The organism is Anaerofilum hominis (genome assembly GCF_014287275.1).
GTDB lineage: Bacteria > Bacillota > Clostridia > Oscillospirales > Ruminococcaceae > Pygmaiobacter > Pygmaiobacter hominis.
In genome coordinates this window covers 194,253-211,328 of sequence record NZ_JACONZ010000001.1, presented here as the reverse complement: position 1 = coordinate 211,328, position 17,076 = coordinate 194,253, and the positions used below count along the sequence as shown (strand labels likewise).

General features: G+C 60.7%; 14 protein-coding genes and 1 tRNA gene. 11 read left to right on the top strand and 4 right to left on the bottom strand.

The window, feature by feature from the left end; genetic code table 11:
- Positions 1–307: 307 nt before the first annotated feature.
- Complete coding sequence (locus H8S23_RS00955; RefSeq protein WP_186886445.1) at positions 308–1,126, bottom strand: glycosyltransferase family 8 protein; 819 nt, start codon at positions 1,124–1,126, stop codon at positions 308–310.
- Between the two features lie 238 nt (positions 1,127–1,364).
- On the opposite strand from H8S23_RS00955, the gene H8S23_RS13880 reads away from it, so the two are divergent.
- The 9 genes from H8S23_RS13880 to H8S23_RS00910 all read left to right on the top strand — a co-directional run bounded on the left by H8S23_RS13880 (position 1,365) and on the right by H8S23_RS00910 (position 13,161).
- The gene (locus tag H8S23_RS13880; protein ID WP_186886444.1) at positions 1,365–2,987 is read left to right on the top strand and encodes a penicillin-binding transpeptidase domain-containing protein; all 1,623 of its coding nucleotides are present in this window, start codon (positions 1,365–1,367) and stop codon (positions 2,985–2,987) included.
- Positions 2,988–3,423: 436 nt separating this feature from the next.
- On the top strand, positions 3,424–6,087 hold the full coding sequence (alaS, locus tag H8S23_RS00945) for an alanine--tRNA ligase (RefSeq protein ID WP_186886443.1): 2,664 nt from the start codon (positions 3,424–3,426) through the stop codon (positions 6,085–6,087).
- A gap of 47 nt (positions 6,088–6,134) precedes the next feature.
- On the top strand, positions 6,135–6,476 hold the full coding sequence (locus H8S23_RS00940; RefSeq protein WP_186886442.1) for a histidine triad nucleotide-binding protein: 342 nt from the start codon (positions 6,135–6,137) through the stop codon (positions 6,474–6,476).
- 229 nt (positions 6,477–6,705) lie between these two features.
- The gene (locus tag H8S23_RS00935; protein ID WP_186887205.1) at positions 6,706–7,248 is read left to right on the top strand and encodes a phosphoribosyltransferase family protein; all 543 of its coding nucleotides are present in this window, start codon (positions 6,706–6,708) and stop codon (positions 7,246–7,248) included.
- A complete protein-coding gene (locus H8S23_RS00930; protein WP_186886441.1) occupies positions 7,249–9,339 on the top strand; it encodes a ComEC/Rec2 family competence protein in 2,091 nt (696 codons plus the stop codon).
- A complete protein-coding gene (holA, locus tag H8S23_RS00925) occupies positions 9,340–10,416 on the top strand; it encodes a DNA polymerase III subunit delta (protein WP_186886440.1) in 1,077 nt (358 codons plus the stop codon).
- On the top strand, positions 10,403–11,644 hold the full coding sequence (locus H8S23_RS14165) for an HAD-IA family hydrolase (RefSeq protein ID WP_186886439.1): 1,242 nt from the start codon (positions 10,403–10,405) through the stop codon (positions 11,642–11,644). The genes holA and H8S23_RS14165 overlap by 14 nt, the downstream gene beginning before the upstream one ends.
- A gap of 21 nt (positions 11,645–11,665) precedes the next feature.
- Entirely contained in the window at positions 11,666–12,535 is an 870-nt protein-coding gene (locus H8S23_RS00915) for a putative RNA methyltransferase (RefSeq protein ID WP_341479872.1), read from the top strand.
- A gap of 116 nt (positions 12,536–12,651) precedes the next feature.
- Positions 12,652–13,161 carry a hypothetical protein gene (locus H8S23_RS00910; protein ID WP_186886438.1) on the top strand — a complete coding sequence of 170 codons (510 nt, stop codon included), beginning with the start codon at positions 12,652–12,654 and terminating at the stop codon, positions 13,159–13,161.
- Between the two features lie 185 nt (positions 13,162–13,346).
- Here H8S23_RS00910 and H8S23_RS00905 read toward each other — a convergent pair whose 3' ends face one another.
- The 3 genes from H8S23_RS00905 to H8S23_RS00895 form a co-directional block, all read right to left on the bottom strand.
- Entirely contained in the window at positions 13,347–13,916 is a 570-nt protein-coding gene (locus H8S23_RS00905; protein ID WP_186886437.1) for a DUF3267 domain-containing protein, read from the bottom strand.
- Between the two features lie 396 nt (positions 13,917–14,312).
- Positions 14,313–15,263, bottom strand: coding sequence for an RluA family pseudouridine synthase (locus H8S23_RS00900; protein WP_186886436.1), 951 nt, complete (start codon positions 15,261–15,263; stop codon positions 14,313–14,315).
- 107 nt (positions 15,264–15,370) lie between these two features.
- Positions 15,371–15,859, bottom strand: a complete 489-nt coding sequence (locus H8S23_RS00895; RefSeq protein ID WP_186886435.1) for a hypothetical protein — start codon at positions 15,857–15,859, stop codon at positions 15,371–15,373.
- 171 nt (positions 15,860–16,030) lie between these two features.
- Between H8S23_RS00895 and H8S23_RS00890 the strand changes: the two genes are divergently transcribed.
- Positions 16,031–16,117 (top strand) — tRNA-Leu (locus H8S23_RS00890).
- Between the two features lie 316 nt (positions 16,118–16,433).
- Positions 16,434–17,021: a P63C domain-containing protein gene (locus tag H8S23_RS00885; RefSeq protein ID WP_186886434.1), complete on the top strand. Its 588-nt coding sequence runs from the start codon at positions 16,434–16,436 to the stop codon at positions 17,019–17,021.
- Positions 17,022–17,076: the final 55 nt, after the last annotated feature.

Genomic DNA, 17,076 nt, shown 5'->3' with positions numbered 1-17,076 from the left:
TAATGGCCCCGCTTGGGCGCATTTCTGCGGGGAATGCCGGCTTTAAACGGGCAAGGGCCGCAGCGTTTGAACGGGCGCCGCGCCGCCCGGGCCAATGGTGCATCCGGGGGCCTAAACAGAGTTTCTCCGCCGCCCTGACCATTATACGATAAGGGAGGCGATTTGTCTTCCGGCAGGGAAAAATTTACACAAAAGATTTACAGTTTGATGACAAACGGCAAAAGCCGCCCTTTGTCAGAGGCGGCTTTTGTGGCTTTTATCCATAAAAAAGCAGGCGGGAAAGGCTCTTTTGCGCCGCTGTCGCCGTTCAGCTTTCACGCGCGGCCAGTTCCTCCTGAAAACGATGATAAAAAGAGTCCAGCACCCCCAGATACCCCGGCTTCCAGGGTTTGTTGCGGCCGCAGTAGTGGATAAAAACGGTGTTGGCGTTTACCCAGTCCAGATCTACCGGCTGGTTTTTCAGGTTCAGATTGTGGTGGGCAAGAAATTTTTCCGAGAGGTTGTAGACCAGCGGGTTCAGCTGGAAGATGCGGTCATAATAGAGCGCATTGAGAACATCCTGGTCCGGAAGCATCATCCTGGCCCTGTTTTCTTCAATATAATCCAGCACCTGCTGCGGGTCCTGCCCGGCGCGCAGGGCGGCAAGATCCATCAGCATCACGCCGCTGTTGACATAAGCTCCGCCCTCCGGGATATCCAGGCGCAGCTCGTTGAGCTTTTGAAAGGTGCGCTTGACATGGCTGGCCGCCGCAAACCAGGCCCCGTTCAGTTCCAGTTCATACAGGGGGCGCACCTGCCCCAGCACCACCAGGTCGGGGTCAAGGTAAAGGATGCGGTCGAGATCGCCGGGCAAAAGACGGGCGGCAAACAGGCGGTAATACATCTCGCGGGGATAGCGCTTTTCAATGGGGGCCCCCGCCAGGGCGCTGTCGTCCACCTCCACCGGCATCAGCGTCAGACGCGAGCCGTCCAGACCGCGCAGGATGGCGGACAGATGCTCGCCGGTGAGCGAACTGTGGGCGATATACAGAAAAAAACGTTCGCCCGGGTTGTTTTTCAGCAGCGAATAGAGCATCACCCGAAGAACGGGGATATAGTTTACGTCCAGTGTGACAAGCAGATTCATCGGCGTTTCCTCCAGAGATATCGGTGCTTTGCGGGAACGGGGAATACAGAGGGCAGGCATAAAAGCGCGCCCTGCGCCCGGCAGCCCGGCGGGGGCAAAGACGGGCGCGGGGATAAGCCCTGCTCTGCCCTCAGGGACATTTTACCATATCCGGGAACGGCGATTCAATCGAAACACGCGGCCGGGCTGCTTAAAGCCGCGGGCAGAAGCGCAGAATAGGAAAAAAGGGGGAGATCGGGTGAGGGATAAGCGCTTTGTCACGGTGGTGGCGTCTTTTTTGCTGCTGTTTGCAGTGCTGCAGACCCGGCTGGTGGGGCTGGCAATGAATACCCAGTCGGCACAGGCGGCAGCGGTGCAGAGCAGCTGCCTGTTGCCATTGTACGGCGGCCGGGCAGAAATTTACGACTGCCGCATGCGGCCGCTGACAGGGGTGGGGGCCGAACAGGTCGCGCTGGCCCTGCCGGGGGACGACAGCTACGCCAAACTTTATCGCTCGCTTACCGAGGACACGGCGGCGCGGCTTTACAGCCTTGAGGGGGCCAAGCCGTCCCTGGTGGGGCTGGCCTCCGAAGTGGATGAAGCGCTCGGCGTCTATGTTTTTGACAAGCCGCGCCGCTATTTTGAAGCGCCCATCGCAGTGCACACCCTGGGCTATCTGGGGCAGGACGGCAGCGGCGTTTCGGGCATCGAGCGCTGCTATGACGGGCTGCTGGCCGGGGGCGGGGACAGCACCTATGTGCGCTGCGTCACCACCGCGGCGGGCGGGCTGATGGCGGGCACGGAACCGGAGCTGGTGCGCCGGAGCGGGAGCGGGTTTTCGATCCAGCTGACGCTGGACCGGGACCTGCAGCGGGTGTGCGAGGGGATCGCGCTGGAGGCGATCCCGCACGGGGCCATCGTGGTGATGGAGGTCAGCACAGGGGAACTGCGCGCTGTGGTCAGCACGCCGGGATACGACCCTTACGACGTGGCAAAGAGCATTGAGGCAAACGACACGGGGCTGCTGAACCGGGCCATCAGCGCCTACAGCGTGGGTTCGGTATTCAAGCCGCTCGTGGCGGCGGCGGCGCTCAAGGCGGGTTTTGACGAAAATGCGGGATACGAGTGCACGGGCGTTATCGAGGTGGACGGCCACCTGTACCACTGCAACAACAACAAGGCGCATGGGCAGATGACCATGCAGTCCGCGCTGGAACAATCCTGCAACTGCTATTTTATCTGGCTGGGGCAGCAGCTCGGCGGGGAGGCGATCTGCGAGCTTGCCACGCTGGAGGGGTTTGGGCGGGCGACCCCGCTGGCCGAGGGGTATTATGGCGCCAGCGGCAATTTGCCCGGCGCGGAGGAACTGAAAAACAGCGGCCAGCTCGCCTCGGTCAGCTTTGGGCAGGGGCGGCTGCTGGCGACGCCGGTGCAGCTGGCGGCCTGCTTCAACACCTTTGCCAACGACGGCGTCTACATCGGGCCCACCCTGGTGCGGGGCAAGGTGGAGACGGCCACCGGCAGGGTGGTGGAAGAGGCGCCCGCGCAGGAGACCATGCGGGTGCTGCCCCAGCAGATCAACGACAAGCTGCAGCAGATGCTGCGCGGGGTGGTGGAAGAGGGCATTGCCGGCAAGGCGGAGCCCGCCCGCGGGGGCGCGGCGGGCAAGACCGGGACGGCCCAGACCGGGCGCACCGACAGCGACGGCAATGAGCTGCTGGACAGCTGGTTTGCGGGATATTATCCCGCGGAGGCCCCGCGCTATACCATCGTTATCCTCAAGGACTCCACCCACGAGGCGGGCGAGACGCTGGCGCCGGTTTTTGCCCGCCTGTGCGACGCGCTCACGCTGTCCCAAAACAGCGGGGAGAGCCCGGACTGACCGCCCCGGGCAACCCCGCCCGCCGGCGCGGAAAAGGCTGTTTTTGCTTGACAACCACGGCGGCGTTCCCTATAATTGGTATGTACGGGCAGCACAGACATGTTTCTGCAAAGCTGGCCGGACGCTCTGTTCAAAAAAGGAAAAAAGCGATGACGGGGCCCATGGCCGGCCCGCCGTTTCCAGAGAGGGGCCCCCTGGCTGCAAGGGCCCCAGCGGCACCGGTCTGCGCCACCCCCGAGCTCCCGGGCCGAATCCCCGGGCGCGGCCGCCCCGTTAAGGCGGGCATAGAGTGGCGGCGCACTGCGCCGCAATTTGGGTGGTACCACGGAGTTTCACAGCCTTCGTCCCTGACCAGGGGCGGAGGCTTAACCTTTTTTAAGGGGCGCACGCCCCGCCCTGCTGTGAAAGACAACACGGAAGGAGTACGTGGATCAAAATGAAATGGACTGGTCTCAACGAACTGCGCGAGTCCTTTCTCTCCTTTTTCGAGAGCAAGGGGCACCTGCGGCTGGACAGCTTCCCCCTTGTGCCCAAGGACGACAACAGCCTGCTGCTGATCAACAGCGGCATGGCGCCGATGAAAAAATGGTTTCTCGCCCAGGAGGAGCCGCCCCGTCACCGGGTCTGCACCTGTCAAAAGTGCATCCGCACCCCGGATATCGAGCGGGTGGGCATCACCGCCCGGCACGGCACCTTTTTCGAGATGCTGGGCAATTTCAGCTTTCAGGACTATTTCAAGGACGAGGCGATCGCCTGGGGCTGGGAATATCTGACCCAGGTGCTGGAGATCCCCGCGGAAAAACTGTACATTTCGGTTTATCTGGACGACGACGAGGCCTATGATATCTGGACCCAGAAGATCGGCATCCCGGAGGATCACATGGTCCGTTTCGGGAAAGAGGATAACTTCTGGGAGCACGGCTCCGGCCCCTGCGGCCCCTGCAGCGAGATCTATTTTGACCGCGGCCCCGAGCACGGCTGCGGCAAGCCGGACTGCAAGGTGGGCTGTGACTGCGACCGCTATATGGAGGTGTGGAACCTTGTGTTCAGCCAGTTCGACTCGGACGGCAAGGGCACCTACACGCTGCTGGAGCATCCCAATATCGACACCGGCATGGGGCTGGAACGGCTGGCCTGTGTGCTGCAGGGCGTGGACAACCTGTTCGAAGTGGACACCGTGCGCGCCATCCTGAACCATGTGGAGCGCATCACCGGCAAAAAATACGGCGGCGATCACCGCACCGACGTCTCGATCCGGGTGGTCACCGACCATATCCGCTCCACCGTGTTTATGGTCAGCGACGGCATCCTGCCCTCTAACGAGGGGCGGGGCTACGTGCTGCGCCGCCTGCTGCGCCGCGCGGCGCGTCATGGCCGTATGCTGGGGGTGGACCGGCCTTTCCTGGCAGAGCTGTGCGACACGGTCATCCAGGAAAACGGCGGCGCCTATCCCGAGCTGCGCGAGCATGCAGACTATATCAAAAAGGTCATCAGCGCCGAGGAGGAGCGGTTCTCGCGCACCATCGACCAGGGCCTTTCCATCCTGAACAACCTGATGGACAACGTCGCCAAGGCAGCGGCCGAGGGCAGGCGGCGCATCCTGTCCGGCATCGAGGCGTTCAAGCTGCAGGACACGTTCGGCTTCCCCCTGGACCTGACCAAGGAGATCGCGGCCGAGGCGGGCATCGAGGTGGACGAGGACACGTTCCGCGCCGAGCTGCAGAAGCAGCGGGAAAAAGCGCGGGAGGACCGGCGCAAAAAGGACATTTCGGGCTGGTCCGGCGATCTGTTCGGCGAGCTGGAGGCAGAGCCTACCGTCTTTGTCGGCTATGACGAGCTGGAGGCGGACGCCAGGGTGCTGGCCCTCTCTGACGGCGAAGAGCTGACAGAGGCTGTGTCCACCGACGACGGCCCCAAAGAGGGCGTGCTGGTGGTGCTGGACCGCACCCCGTTTTATGCCGAATCCGGCGGACAGGTGGGGGATATGGGCTATCTGACGGCGGACGGCGTAAAGCTGAAAGTGGTCGGCTGCAAAAAGACCCCCAAGGGCTTTTATGTCCACACCTGCACGCTGGAAAGCGGCCTGCTGGTCACCGGCGCGCAGCTGGTCGCCACCGTCAGCCGCAGACTGCGCATGGCCACGGCCCGCAACCACACCGCCGCCCATCTGCTGCAGGCGGCGCTGCGCGAGGTGCTGGGCATGCATGTGCATCAGGCGGGCTCGTATGAGGACGCGCAGCGGGTGCGCTTTGACTTTACCCATTTCGGCGCCGTCACGGCCGAAGAGCTGCGCCAGGTGGAAAAGATCGTCAACGCCCGGATCTACGACGCGCTGCCGGTAGTTACCCGTGTGATGCCCATCCGGGAGGCAAAGGCCCTGGGTGCGATGGCGCTGTTCGGTGAAAAATACGGCGACGAGGTGCGGGTGGTCTCCATCGACGACTTCTCCACCGAGCTTTGCGGCGGCACCCATGTGACCAACACCGCCATGCTGGGCGGGTTCAAGATCCTGTCCGAGAGCAGCGCCGCCGCGGGGATCCGCCGCATCGAGGGCGTTACCGGCACCAATCTGCTGGCCCTGCTGGACGAGCGTACCGACGAGCTGGCCGAGATCGCCGACAAGCTGAAAGTGGGCAATATCGCCGATCTGCCGGTGCGGGTGGCGGCGCTGAACGCCGAACTGCACGAGCTGCGCTCTGAGCTGGAAAAGGCCAAGGCCGCGGCCGCGAACCAGAAGGTAGAGGGCCTTTTCCAGAGCGCGCGCGAGGTGGACGGCCTCAAGATCTTTACCGCTTATTTCGGCGGCACCGGCACCGATACGCTGCGCAGCATGGCTGAGCGGCTGCGGGACGAGGTGCCGGGGGGCGTTGCGGTCCTCTGCGGCGAGAGCGAGGGCAAGTGCGGCATGGCGGTTTCCGTGGGCAAAGAGGCGCAGGCGCGTGGCATAAAGGCCGGCGCGCTGGCCAAGTTGGCGTCGGCGGTCACCGGCGGGAACGGCGGCGGCAAGCCCGATCTCGCCATGGCGGGCGTGCGCGACGCGTCCAAGGTGGACGAAGCCCTTGCGGCGGTGCCCGAGCTGGTGCGCAGCCTGATGAAATAAACGCCTGTCACGCCGCCGGTATAAAGCGGCGGAAAGGAGAGAAAAAGATGGAAGATTGCCTGTTCTGCAAGATCGCGGCAGGGGAGATCCCCTCCAAAAAGCTGTTCGAGGACGACGATATCCTGGCTTTTTATGATATCGACCCTCAGGCGCCGTTCCACTTTCTTGTCATTCCCAAAAAGCATTTCACCTCCGCCGCCGCCCTCACGGAAGAGCAAGCGCCTCTTTTGGGACATATCTTTGCAGTGATCGCACGGCTCTGCGCGGAAAACGGCTGCGAAAAGGGCTACCGCGTGGTGACCAACGTGGGGGAGGACGGCGGCCAGAGCGTGCCCCATCTGCATTTCCACGTGCTGGCAAAGCGCAGCCTGGCGTGGCCCCCGGGCTGATCGGGACGCCTGTGGGCGGTTTTGGCCGCAGTCTGCCGCAGACGTCGGTCCGGCCCTGCAGGCGCAGGGCCGGCGGATGCCCGCGCATGCCCGCAAACCGTGCCGGGGCAAAAGACGCCGCGGCACGGCCGCCGGGCCGCGGTCATCCGATGTGCCGGGCTGCTAAAGAGATGAGAAGTATTATGAGCGGCGGCCAGCGCCGCCGCTGAAATAAGGAGTATCAGCCATGATGGAAAATACCTATACCCTACAGGTCGCGGGTCTCACCCGAGAACTTCCTATCTGCAAGGCCAGCGATAAGATGTCGATCGCCGCTTTTGTGATGTTCAGCGACGTGGAGCTCACGGTGGCCTGCGCCGAGGCGCTGCTCAAAAAAGTGCCGGAGTTCGATGTCATCGTGACCGCAGAGGCCAAAGGCATCCCTCTCGCCTATGAGATGGCCCGTCAGAGCGGTAAAAACTATATCCCGGCCCGCAAAGGCCCAAAGCTTTACATGAAAGAGCCCATCATCGTGGAGGACAAGTCTATCACCACCGAAGCGCAGCAGCGGCTGGTCATCGACAAAAAGGACTTGGTCAGCATGGACGGCAAGCGCATCCTGATCGTGGACGATGTCATCAGCACCGGCGGTTCGCTGCACGCGCTGGAGACGCTGGTGGGGTACAGCAGAGGCAATATCGTGGCGCGCGCCGCCGTCCTCGCCGAGGGCGATGCCGCACAGCGCACTGATATTATCTTTTTGGAAGAGCTGCCCCTGTTTTTTCACGACTGAGTGAAGCGTCCGCTGGCACTGTTTGGGTTTGCCTGGCTGGCAGCCCAGCTTGCCTGTACCCTTTTTGCGTCGGAACTGCCGCTTTGGGCCTTTTTGGCCCTGGCGGCAGTTTTTGTTCTCTGCGGCGCGGGTCTGCTGCTGCGCCGCAGGGATCTGGCGTTTCAGCGGGCCGCCGTGGTCCTGCTGTCGGCGGCGCTGGCCCTGTGCTGGCAGGCGGGCTGGCGTGTCTGGATCGCAGGCCCGGCCGCGGCTCTGGCGGGGCGGACGGCGCGGGTGGAGGCGGTGGTCCTGCGCACCTATGAGGTGCGGGAGGGCGAGCGCGCGCAGACGGATCTCCGGGTATACAGCCTGGACGGCGAAAAGATCTTTCCGTCTATTACTGTCAAGGTGTCAAGCTTGCCGCTGCGGCAGCCCGGGGACAGGATAACAGGGGAACTGCGCTTTTCGTTGTCCGGCGGGTACGACCGCGGCCGCGGCTTTTTGCTGCGGGCGTCCGCGGTTTCCCCCTTTGAGCGCACGGGGCGGTCCAATGCGCCGCAGTACCTGTTTGTGCGGCTGCAGCAGACGCTCAGCCTCCGCCTGCGCGGCTTTTTCACGCGGGAGATCGGCGGGGTGGCCGCGGCGGTCTGTCTGGGCGACCGCACCGCTTTGCCGGAAAGGGTCCAAAACGCTTATCGCCGCGCAGGGGTCTCTCATCTGCTGGTGGTGAGCGGCCTGCATCTCTCCCTCATTGCGGGTGCGGCGGGAGGCCTGCTTGCGCGCAGGCGCAGGTTTTTGCGCGGGGCGGGCATGATCTGCGCCGTTCTGGCGTTTATGGCACTCACCGGCGGTTCTCCCTCAGTGGTCCGGGCCGGGGTGATGGCGCTTTTTATTGCGGTGGGGGAGCTGCTCAGTGAGTCGGCGGACCCGCTCACCTCCCTCGGGGTGGCGGCGCTGCTGCTCACAGCGGTCAACCCGGCGGCGTCGGCGGATGTGGGGCTGCTGCTCTCTTTCAGCGCAACCCTGGGCATTCTGATGGCAAACGCCTGGCTGCAGCGCAGGCGCCTGCTGCGGCGGGAAGAGGAACGGCGGCCCGGCCTCAGCGCACGTCTCGCCGAACTGCTGGCAGTGCCCGCCGCCGCCGGTCTGGCGGTTTTGCCGGTGCTGGCAGCCGCGGGCGGGGGCATATCTGTTTTTTCGGTCCTCACCAATCTGGTGACGGTGCCGCTGCTGGCCCCCGTCCTGGTGCTGGGGCTGTTTGCTGCGCTGACGGCGGGGGTCCCGTGGCTGGCGGTGTTCAGCCGCACGGCGGCGCTGCTCTGCGGCCTTTTGATCCGGCTGCTCAACGCCGTCACCGGCTGGGTCAGCTCCCTGCCGTTTGGTTTCGTTTACCTGAAAGGGCTCTATCCGCTTGCGGTGGTCCTGTGCGGCTTTGTGCTGGGGGCGGTCCTGCTGCGTCTGCCCGCGGGCAGACGGCGGCGCAGATTTGCCGCGCTTGCAGCGATTTTTCTGCTGGCCGGCGCCTTGGTAGGGCGGCTGCTCTCGGCAAACACGGTGCGGGTGGCGCTGGTGGGATATACCTGGCAGCCCGCTGTGGTGATCACCCGGAACAGGCAGGCCGCAGTGCTTTGGCGGGGCGGCCGGACCAACACGGCGGCGGTAAAAAATTACCTCGAGCGCCAGAACGTGCGGCAGGTGACGCTGCTGGTGGACGGGAGCGGGGACGGCTCCGCCGGCGAGCTGCTGCGGGACTGCGCCCCTCTTGATTGCTGCGATGTGAAGCAGGAGGTCGTGACAGGCGTTACTTTTTCTCCGTTTGATGATATAATATTGACAGTGCGCCGCCAGGGGCAGGGGGACTTGTTCCTGATCGATGCGGCCGGCACGCGCTTTTTGTGCGCCACGGGCAAAACCGATCTCGCGGGCTGGCCCGAGGCGGATGTTTTTCTGGCCGGCACCCAGCTGCCGGCGTCCCTGCGGGCGCAGGCGGTGCTGCTGGGCGGCAGGGAGCCGGACTGGGCTGAAGACTGCGGCATCCCCCTGCTGAGCGGGGAGGAACCGGCAGCCTGGCTGCGGCGGGGCGGGGCGATAAAATTTTTGGGGGTGGGATAGATGGCGGTTCTTGACCTGGCCGGGCTCAACCGGGTGATCGACACCGAAAAAAAGGCGCCGGTCTATTTTATCTATTCTCCCGACGAATATCTGCTCGACTCATTTGCGCAGCGGCTGCTGCGGATGCTGTCCGCCACCGAGGGGGAAGAGCCCACTGTGATCCCCGGCCCGCAGCCGGAAATGGGCGCAGTGGTGGCCGCAGCCGGGGCCATTTCCCTGTTCGGCACCAAAAGGCTGGTCTATCTGAAACGGATCGAGCCCACGGCCATGAAAGCGGACGATGTGAAGCTGCTGTGCGAGCTGATGGAGGAGTGCGAGAACGCGGTGCTGCTGCTGACCATGCTGGTCAAGGAGCCGGAAAAGAGCTGGCGCGGACCGGCAAAGCTCACGGTGCCGGCGGCGGCAAAGCCGCTGCTGGCGGCGGCGGAAAAGACAGGCGTGGCGGCTGGCCTGGACAAGCCGGGAGAGGCCTCTGCGGCCCGGTTCGTCTCCCGCCGCGCGCAGCAGCTGGGCGCTTCTTTTGCGCCCGGGGCGGCCGAAGAGCTGGTGGCCCGCTGCGGCATCGACCTCTTTCTGCTCAGCGGCGAGGTGGAAAAGCTGGCTGCGGCCAGCGGTTACGGCGAGATCACTTTGGAGACCGTGCGGGCGCTGTCGGCCCGCAATATCGAAGCGGATGTATTTGAGATGGTGCGCGCCCTGATGGCGGGACGCAGCCGCGACGCATTTGCCAAATTGGGTGAACTGCTCTATCTGCAAAACGACCCGATCGCCATTGCAGCGGCGATCAACGGCAGTTTTGTGGATATGGCGCGGGTCAAAGCGGCGTCTGCACAGGGGATGGGCTATCAGCAGGCGTTTAAGGCCATGGGCAACAAGGGCAGCGACTACCGCTACAAAAAAAGCCTTGAGACTGCGCGCCCCTTTTCAATGCAGCAGCTCATCGCCTTTTTGGAGGTGCTGGACAGGCTGGACCGCCGCCTCAAGGGCAGTGCCGTGGATAAAGGCACCCTGCTGCAGATGGCGCTGGGTGAAATTTTGCTGGTGGGCAGAGGGGAACTGAAATATGCGCATTCGTGAACTGCTGATCGTGGAGGGTAAATACGACGCTGCGAAGCTGTCGGGCCTGGTGGACGGCCTCATCCTCACCACCGGCGGTTTTTCTATCTACCGCGACCCGGAAAAGCGGGCGCTCATCCGCGATCTGGGGAGAAAACGCGGCATCATCATTCTGACGGATTCCGACGCAGCCGGTTTTCAGCTGCGCACTTATATCCAGAATTTTGCCCGCGGGGCAAAGATCAAAAATGCATATATCCCGGCTGTCGCAGGCAAGGAAAAGCGCAAAAAAAGTCCCTCAAGCGAGGGGACGCTGGGGGTGGAGGGGCTGCCCGCAGAGGTGCTGCTGACGGCCCTGCGCCGGGCGGGCGCCACGGAGGAGGCCCCGCGCGCCGGGCGGCGCCTCACCTATACCGACCTCTACCAGCTGGGGATCTCGGGCACGGCGGGAAGCGCTGTCCGCCGCCGCGAGCTGCTGGCAGCCATCGGCCTGCCGCTGCGGCTGTCCAAGAAAGCGCTGCTGGAAACGCTGGACGCCGGATATACTTATGAAGAACTGGCGGCGATCTGTGAAAAAAAGCCGGTGCTGTTCTGGGATTTTCACGGCACGCTCACCCGGCCGGAATCGGATTGGTTCAACGCCTTGTGGGAGGTGCTTCCGCACAACGTCTGTGCGGAAGATGCGCTGCACCGCCGCCTGGGACACGCCTGTCTGCCCTGGTGGACCATGGCGGGCCGCGCCACCCCCACGGGGGACGCCTGGTGGGCCTATGTGGAAGACGGTTTCCGCACACTGCTGCAGGAATGCGGTTTTGACAGCCGCACTGCAGAGCGCGCCGTGGCGACGCTGCGCCCGGCACTGCGGGACCCCAGCCGCCACCGCCTCTACCCGGACGCCATTCCGGTGCTGGCGGAACTGCAGCGGCGCGGCTACCGCTGCTTTTTGCTGTCCAACAATTTCCCCGAGCTGTGGGAGGTGGCGCAGGAGTTGGGCCTGGCCCCGTACTTCAGCGGCCATGTCGTCTCGGGCGAGGTGGGCTGGGACAAGCCGGGGCGCGAGATCTTTGAAACGGCGCAAAAGCTGGCCGGACAGCCGCAGCGGGCCATCATGATCGGGGACAGCCTCGGCGACGACATCGAGGGGGCGAAAGGCGCCGGCCTGGGTGCGATCCTGGTCCACAGCCCGCCAGACGCGCGGGCAGACGCCTGCTGCAGCGAGCTCACCGGTCTGCTGGAACTTTTGCCCTGAACCGGTGCAGAGAGGATAAAAGTGTCACAGAGGAGAGGGCGTGAGACCATGAGCGGAGAAGAGGTGCGGGACAAAAGCCTGTTCTGCTGCCCGGTCTGCGGAGGTCCGCTGCTGCGTGCCGGCCGGGCGCTGCGCTGTGCCGCAGGGCACAGCTTTGATCTGGCGGCGCAGGGGTATGTCAACCTGCTGCCCGCCAACAAAAAGCATTCTGCGGCGCCGGGCGACGGCAAAGAAATGGTGGCGGCCCGGCGGGCTTTTCTGGAAGCGGGCTGGTATGCGCCTTTCAGCGAGGCGCTTTGCCGCATCGTACCGGCCTGTTTAAAAGATATAAAAACGCCGGCCGTGCTGGATGCAGGCTGCGGGGAGGGCTATTACACCGGCCGTCTGGCAAAGGCGCTGAGGCCTGGGGCGCGCATTGCCGCGTTTGATATCTCAAAAGAAGCGGTGCGCCTGGCGGCGCAGCGGTACCGGGACGTGGAGTTTGCGGTGGCCGGGGTCTTTGATATACCGGCAGCAGACGGTGCAATGGACTGTCTAGTCAACATTTTTGCCCCCATGGCACAGGCGGAGTTTCTGCGGGTATTGCGGCCGGGCGGTTTTCTGCTCTACGCCGTGCCCGGCCCACGCCATCTTTTCGGGCTCAAAAGCGTTCTCTATGAACAGCCCTACGAAAATCCGGTGCGGCAGACAGAATACCCCGGTTTCCGCTTTTGCCGCCGTGTCCCGGTGGCAGGGCGGATAACTCTGTCAGGCAGAGAGGAGATCCGCGCCCTTTTTGCCATGACCCCCTATTACTGGAAAACGCCGCGGGCGGGCGCAGAAAAGCTGGAGCAGCTGGACGCGCTGCAGACAGAGATCGAATTTGATTTTCTCCTTTATCAGAAAAAGTGAAGATCACTTTTGGGCAAGCACCCCTGCAGCGGAGAAAGTGTCCATCCCGCTGACCCGGCAAAAGCGGAGAGCCAGTTTAAGATAAGCTTTAACTTATATTTATAAGGGGTAGAGAAATGAGCAAGCTGTTAGCAGAACAAAAAGTTTTGAAGAAATTGGGAATAGAGGATTTCCGCCACCTTACTAAGGATAAAGTTATTTCCATGGCATCTATGCTGGATAAAATGGATCCTGATGTAGCCAAAAAAGCAATAGAGCAGTTCCCAAATTTTTCTGAAACGATGAAAGAAATTCTTCATGACTATAAGGAGTCTCTGGATAAGGCACAAGAAGCAAATGCTGAGAGTGTTAAGTCATTTTATGATTCCTGCGATTCAATAATCAGTTCTTTGCAAAAAGAACTGGAGAGGACTGACCAGACATTTGAAGAAAGAAAGCACATCATTGATAAAATGATGGAAATAAATAAAATGAAAGGCGATAAAGATTCTGAAAACAAAAAATTTCTTGCAATTATGGCATTTTTTGGAGTAGCTGCTGTGGGTATTGTCGGAGGAGTATTGTCATCAGCATTGGGCGGGAACACCAAAATTGAAATGCAGGATAATAATTATTTGTCGGAATAAAAAATAGATCGGCTGGGGAACGCTTGTTGCACGCCCCGGTCATTGTTTCCTGAAAGCGCTCATCTCTCACAAAAAAACGCCGTCTTATCTGATCTGGACCTCAGATGGGACGGCGTTTTTTTGAATTGGCGGAGAAAAGTTCCTTTTGAAGATACACCCGCGGATATTCCCCACATCATGCGCTTTCAGGATTCCGCGGCAAAAAAACTCATGGCCACGCCGGTGTCCTGTACCAGAAGATCGGCGGGCAGCCGGTGCAGCAGGAAACAGACGTACAGGTCCCCCGCGGCGCCGGACAGGTTGAGGATCTGGATGAGATAGACCAGCCAAAACCAGCTGCGCGGAAGCAAAAGGTTGAGCAAAAGCAGCACGAGCCCCCAAAGCACCACCGGCGCCAGGGCGATGATGCGGTAGCTGTGTTTATCGAAATAGGCGTCGCTGCCCGCATAGGCGTAAAGACCGTTGAAGCCGTACCGGGGACGGGCGCCGCTGTAGCGGCGCATCAGCACCCCGTGCACTAGCTCATGCAGGACCATATAAAGCGCGGCAGCGCCCAAAAGCAGGATGCCCTCCACAAGGGCGCCCATCCCGGACCGGAAGCGGAGGGACAGAGGGACCCAAAAGATCCCCAGCACAAACAGCAGCGCCATGAGCAGCAGCGCGGCCAGGTTGACGGCCAGCATGGCCCGGCGGTCCCGCACTAAGTCGACGCCGCCGATCCTGCGGTAGCCCGCGGGCAGAGACAGAACATTCATCAAAATTTCTCCTCCCGTGTATTTTGGGGGTAAGGGTCCTGTTTTCGACTTTCGGTGCGAAAGCTGTGACAGGGGCCCAAAACAGCGTTTGCCGCGCGCAGCGGTTTTTACTATTTTTTTATAGCAGATACCTTATTTTCTGTCCCTGTTTCCCGCCGCTGCACGGCAGCTGAAGCGCAGGGCCGCAGAACACAGCCTCCGGCTATTTTTTATTGCTGCGCAATAAAAAACGACTTATTTTAATTCGCCGCGGCCTGAGGACAGGCCGCATGGCTGCTAAAAAATAGCCATGCGGCTATTTTTTTATTGCTGCGCAATAAAAAAACGATTTATTTTAATTCGCCGTGGCCTGAGGACAGGCCACATGGCTATTAAAAAATAGCCTCCGGCTATTTTTTATTGGAGGGTATGATCCAGGATCTGCGCGTAATACCAGGGCTTTTGTGCAGTAAACGTTTTGCCGGAAAGTTGCTGCAGGGGGCCGGGCTCAAATTGGGGCAGCTGCAGCCGCCAGGCGGTCAGCAGCTGATATTTGGCGTGAAGTTCCCGGTTGGCGGCCTGGCTGCCGTATTTGGAGTCGCCCAGCAGCGGGCAACCGATGCTGGCCAGATGAGCACGGATCTGGTGGGTGCGCCCGGTGACGAGGTCGATCTCCAACAGGGCCAGCCGGCCGCTCACCGCAAGCGTTCGATAACCGGTGACGATCTCACGGGCGCGGGGACTGGGGACATTCGAGACCCGCACCAAGCCGCGCGACGGATCTTTGCACAGATAGCCGCGCAGCGTCCCGCTGGGAGGCATTGGGCGGCCAAAAGTGACGCCCAGATAGGTCTTTTTGAGCTGATGCCGGCGCATCGCCTCCAACATTGCATCCCGGCAAAGGGCAGTTTTGGCGATCATTACAAGCCCGCTGGTGCCTGCGTCCAGCCGGTGACAAAGGCAGGGAAGAAAGGCGTCCTGCGGCTTCCAGGCGCCGCTTGCAGCCAGATGGCGCAGGGCTCGGTTGAGCAGGGTGTCGGCCTCGCCGCCCGTCTCGTCCATCACCAGCAGCCCTGAGGGCTTGTCCACGACCAGCAGCTGCGCGTCCTCGTACACCACCTGCAGCACGTCCCGGGCGCGCAGGTAAGCGGGCTCTCCCGCCTTGGGGAAAAACTCCTCCGGCAGGTAGAGCGCCAACAGATCGCCTTGGCGCACCCGGTGCGAACCATCGCAATGCACGCCGTTGCAGCGGATCTTTTTCTCCTTTGCAAAGCGATATACCTTGCCGGAAGTCAAAAGTGGAAAAACGCTGGGCAGATAGTCTGCCAGCCGCAGCGGCTTGGCGGCGTTCACCCGGTGTTCCTGCATGGACTGTCCCTCCTTTTACCCGGCAGCTCGTAGCCGTTTTAGTATAACACAGGGCGGCGGGCAAAGCAAAGGGGCGGACCGGGGTCCGCCCCATGCCGGGCACTTGTTCAGCTGTTGGAACCGTCGTTATAGCAGGGCTGCGGACGGGGGCGGCACGAGATCAACTTGAAAACGCAGACCATGTACCACACCAGCGCCAGCAGCAGCGCGGCAAAAAAGCCGGTGGCCAGCGCAGCAAGCACGGCGTTGAGGACGTTTACCGCGGCTGCGGCCGCGGTCGCCACGGGGCCGGACTGCTCGATCTCCCGTGCGAGCATGAACAGGGTGACGGCGATGGTGCCTGCCGCTGTGATGGGGATCGCTTTGCCGCAGGGACACAGACAGGGCGTTGAACATCCACAGGTGCATACCCGGGTCAGCATCGCACCGGTGCAGAGCAGGGCGGCAGAGGCCAGCACCAGCATGGCGACCACCGCAAAGCGCAGATAGGGCAGGGGCAGAAATGCGTACAGCAGCCCGCCTGCGATCGCCGCCAACACCGCCACGACGGCGATGATACAGCCGCAGACACGGGGATTACATTTTGAATGGCACATATGTTCCTCCCGAAAAAATGAATTTGACAAGAGCACTTGTCAGCCCACCATATGCGGCGGGCCTCAAAACCGTGCAGCGGCGGCGCGGCTCTCCGTGGGGGCGCTGCGGGGCAAATTGACTTTTTAGCGGCAATATTGTAATATAATAAACGTCCATTGTTCATGATATAGGCCGCTGTGGTGGAATTGGCAGACACAAGGGACTTAAAATCCCTCGGTGGAAACACCGTACCGGTTCAAACCCGGTCAGCGGCACCATTATGAATGGCCTGATTGGTCATAACGAGAAAAATCGGCTAGTGTATATTAGTCGATATTTTTTTGTAGTCTTTTATTACTTAGTTATGTTATGGATAACGGAGAACGGGTATTATCTTTACGCGGGTCTTCTCGGGCAATCGGATTGGTTGGCGGCGGAAGTACCGCAATGGTTAGAAGCCTAAGTGCAAGATGGATTGCTCCATATCTCAGTGAAGAATTGAAAGCGTGGCTCTCTCTTGCTTCTAGAAATGAGTTGCCGGAATACATCTCTGATAAGGGCACTAAATTTTCCCCGATTTAGGCAACTACATTCATGGATGTATGCAAAGCGTACTCAGCTGCCATAATGGGTGAAACCAATAGGTTGACTAATAAGCAACGAGAAATAACAGAACGTGTATATGCGATAATGGTGGCATTTGCAAAAGTTGGGTTAGTTGCAATTATTGATGAGGTTACCGGCTATCAAGACAATAGAAATCGAAGTGAACTTCAAAAAATACTAGAAAAATATATTAGTGCAGAACTAATGCCATGGACCAAACGTTTCCCCGATGAATTTTACAAGCAAATGTTTCGTTTGAAGAAGTGGGAGTACAAAGGTCGAGCAAAGTCTCCTTTAGTTGGAAAACTTACAAACGAATTTGTTTATAATTATCTACCTGAGGGGGTGTTAGAAGAATTAAGGACAAAGAACCCGAAAAACACCTCCGGTCACAGAAGATCCAGACATCATCAATATCTGGCAGATACGGGAGCAAAGCATCTAGATAATCTTCTTCAGCAAGAAATGGCATTAATGAAAGCTAATGATGACTGGAATGAATTTGCGAGACTATACAAAAAATCTATGGGAGAGCCTTATCAAATATCAATAGAAGAAACTGTAGAGCGCGAATAAGTTTTTAGAGGATATATTTATACTAATATTCGTCTGCTTTCTACCGATTTTCCTT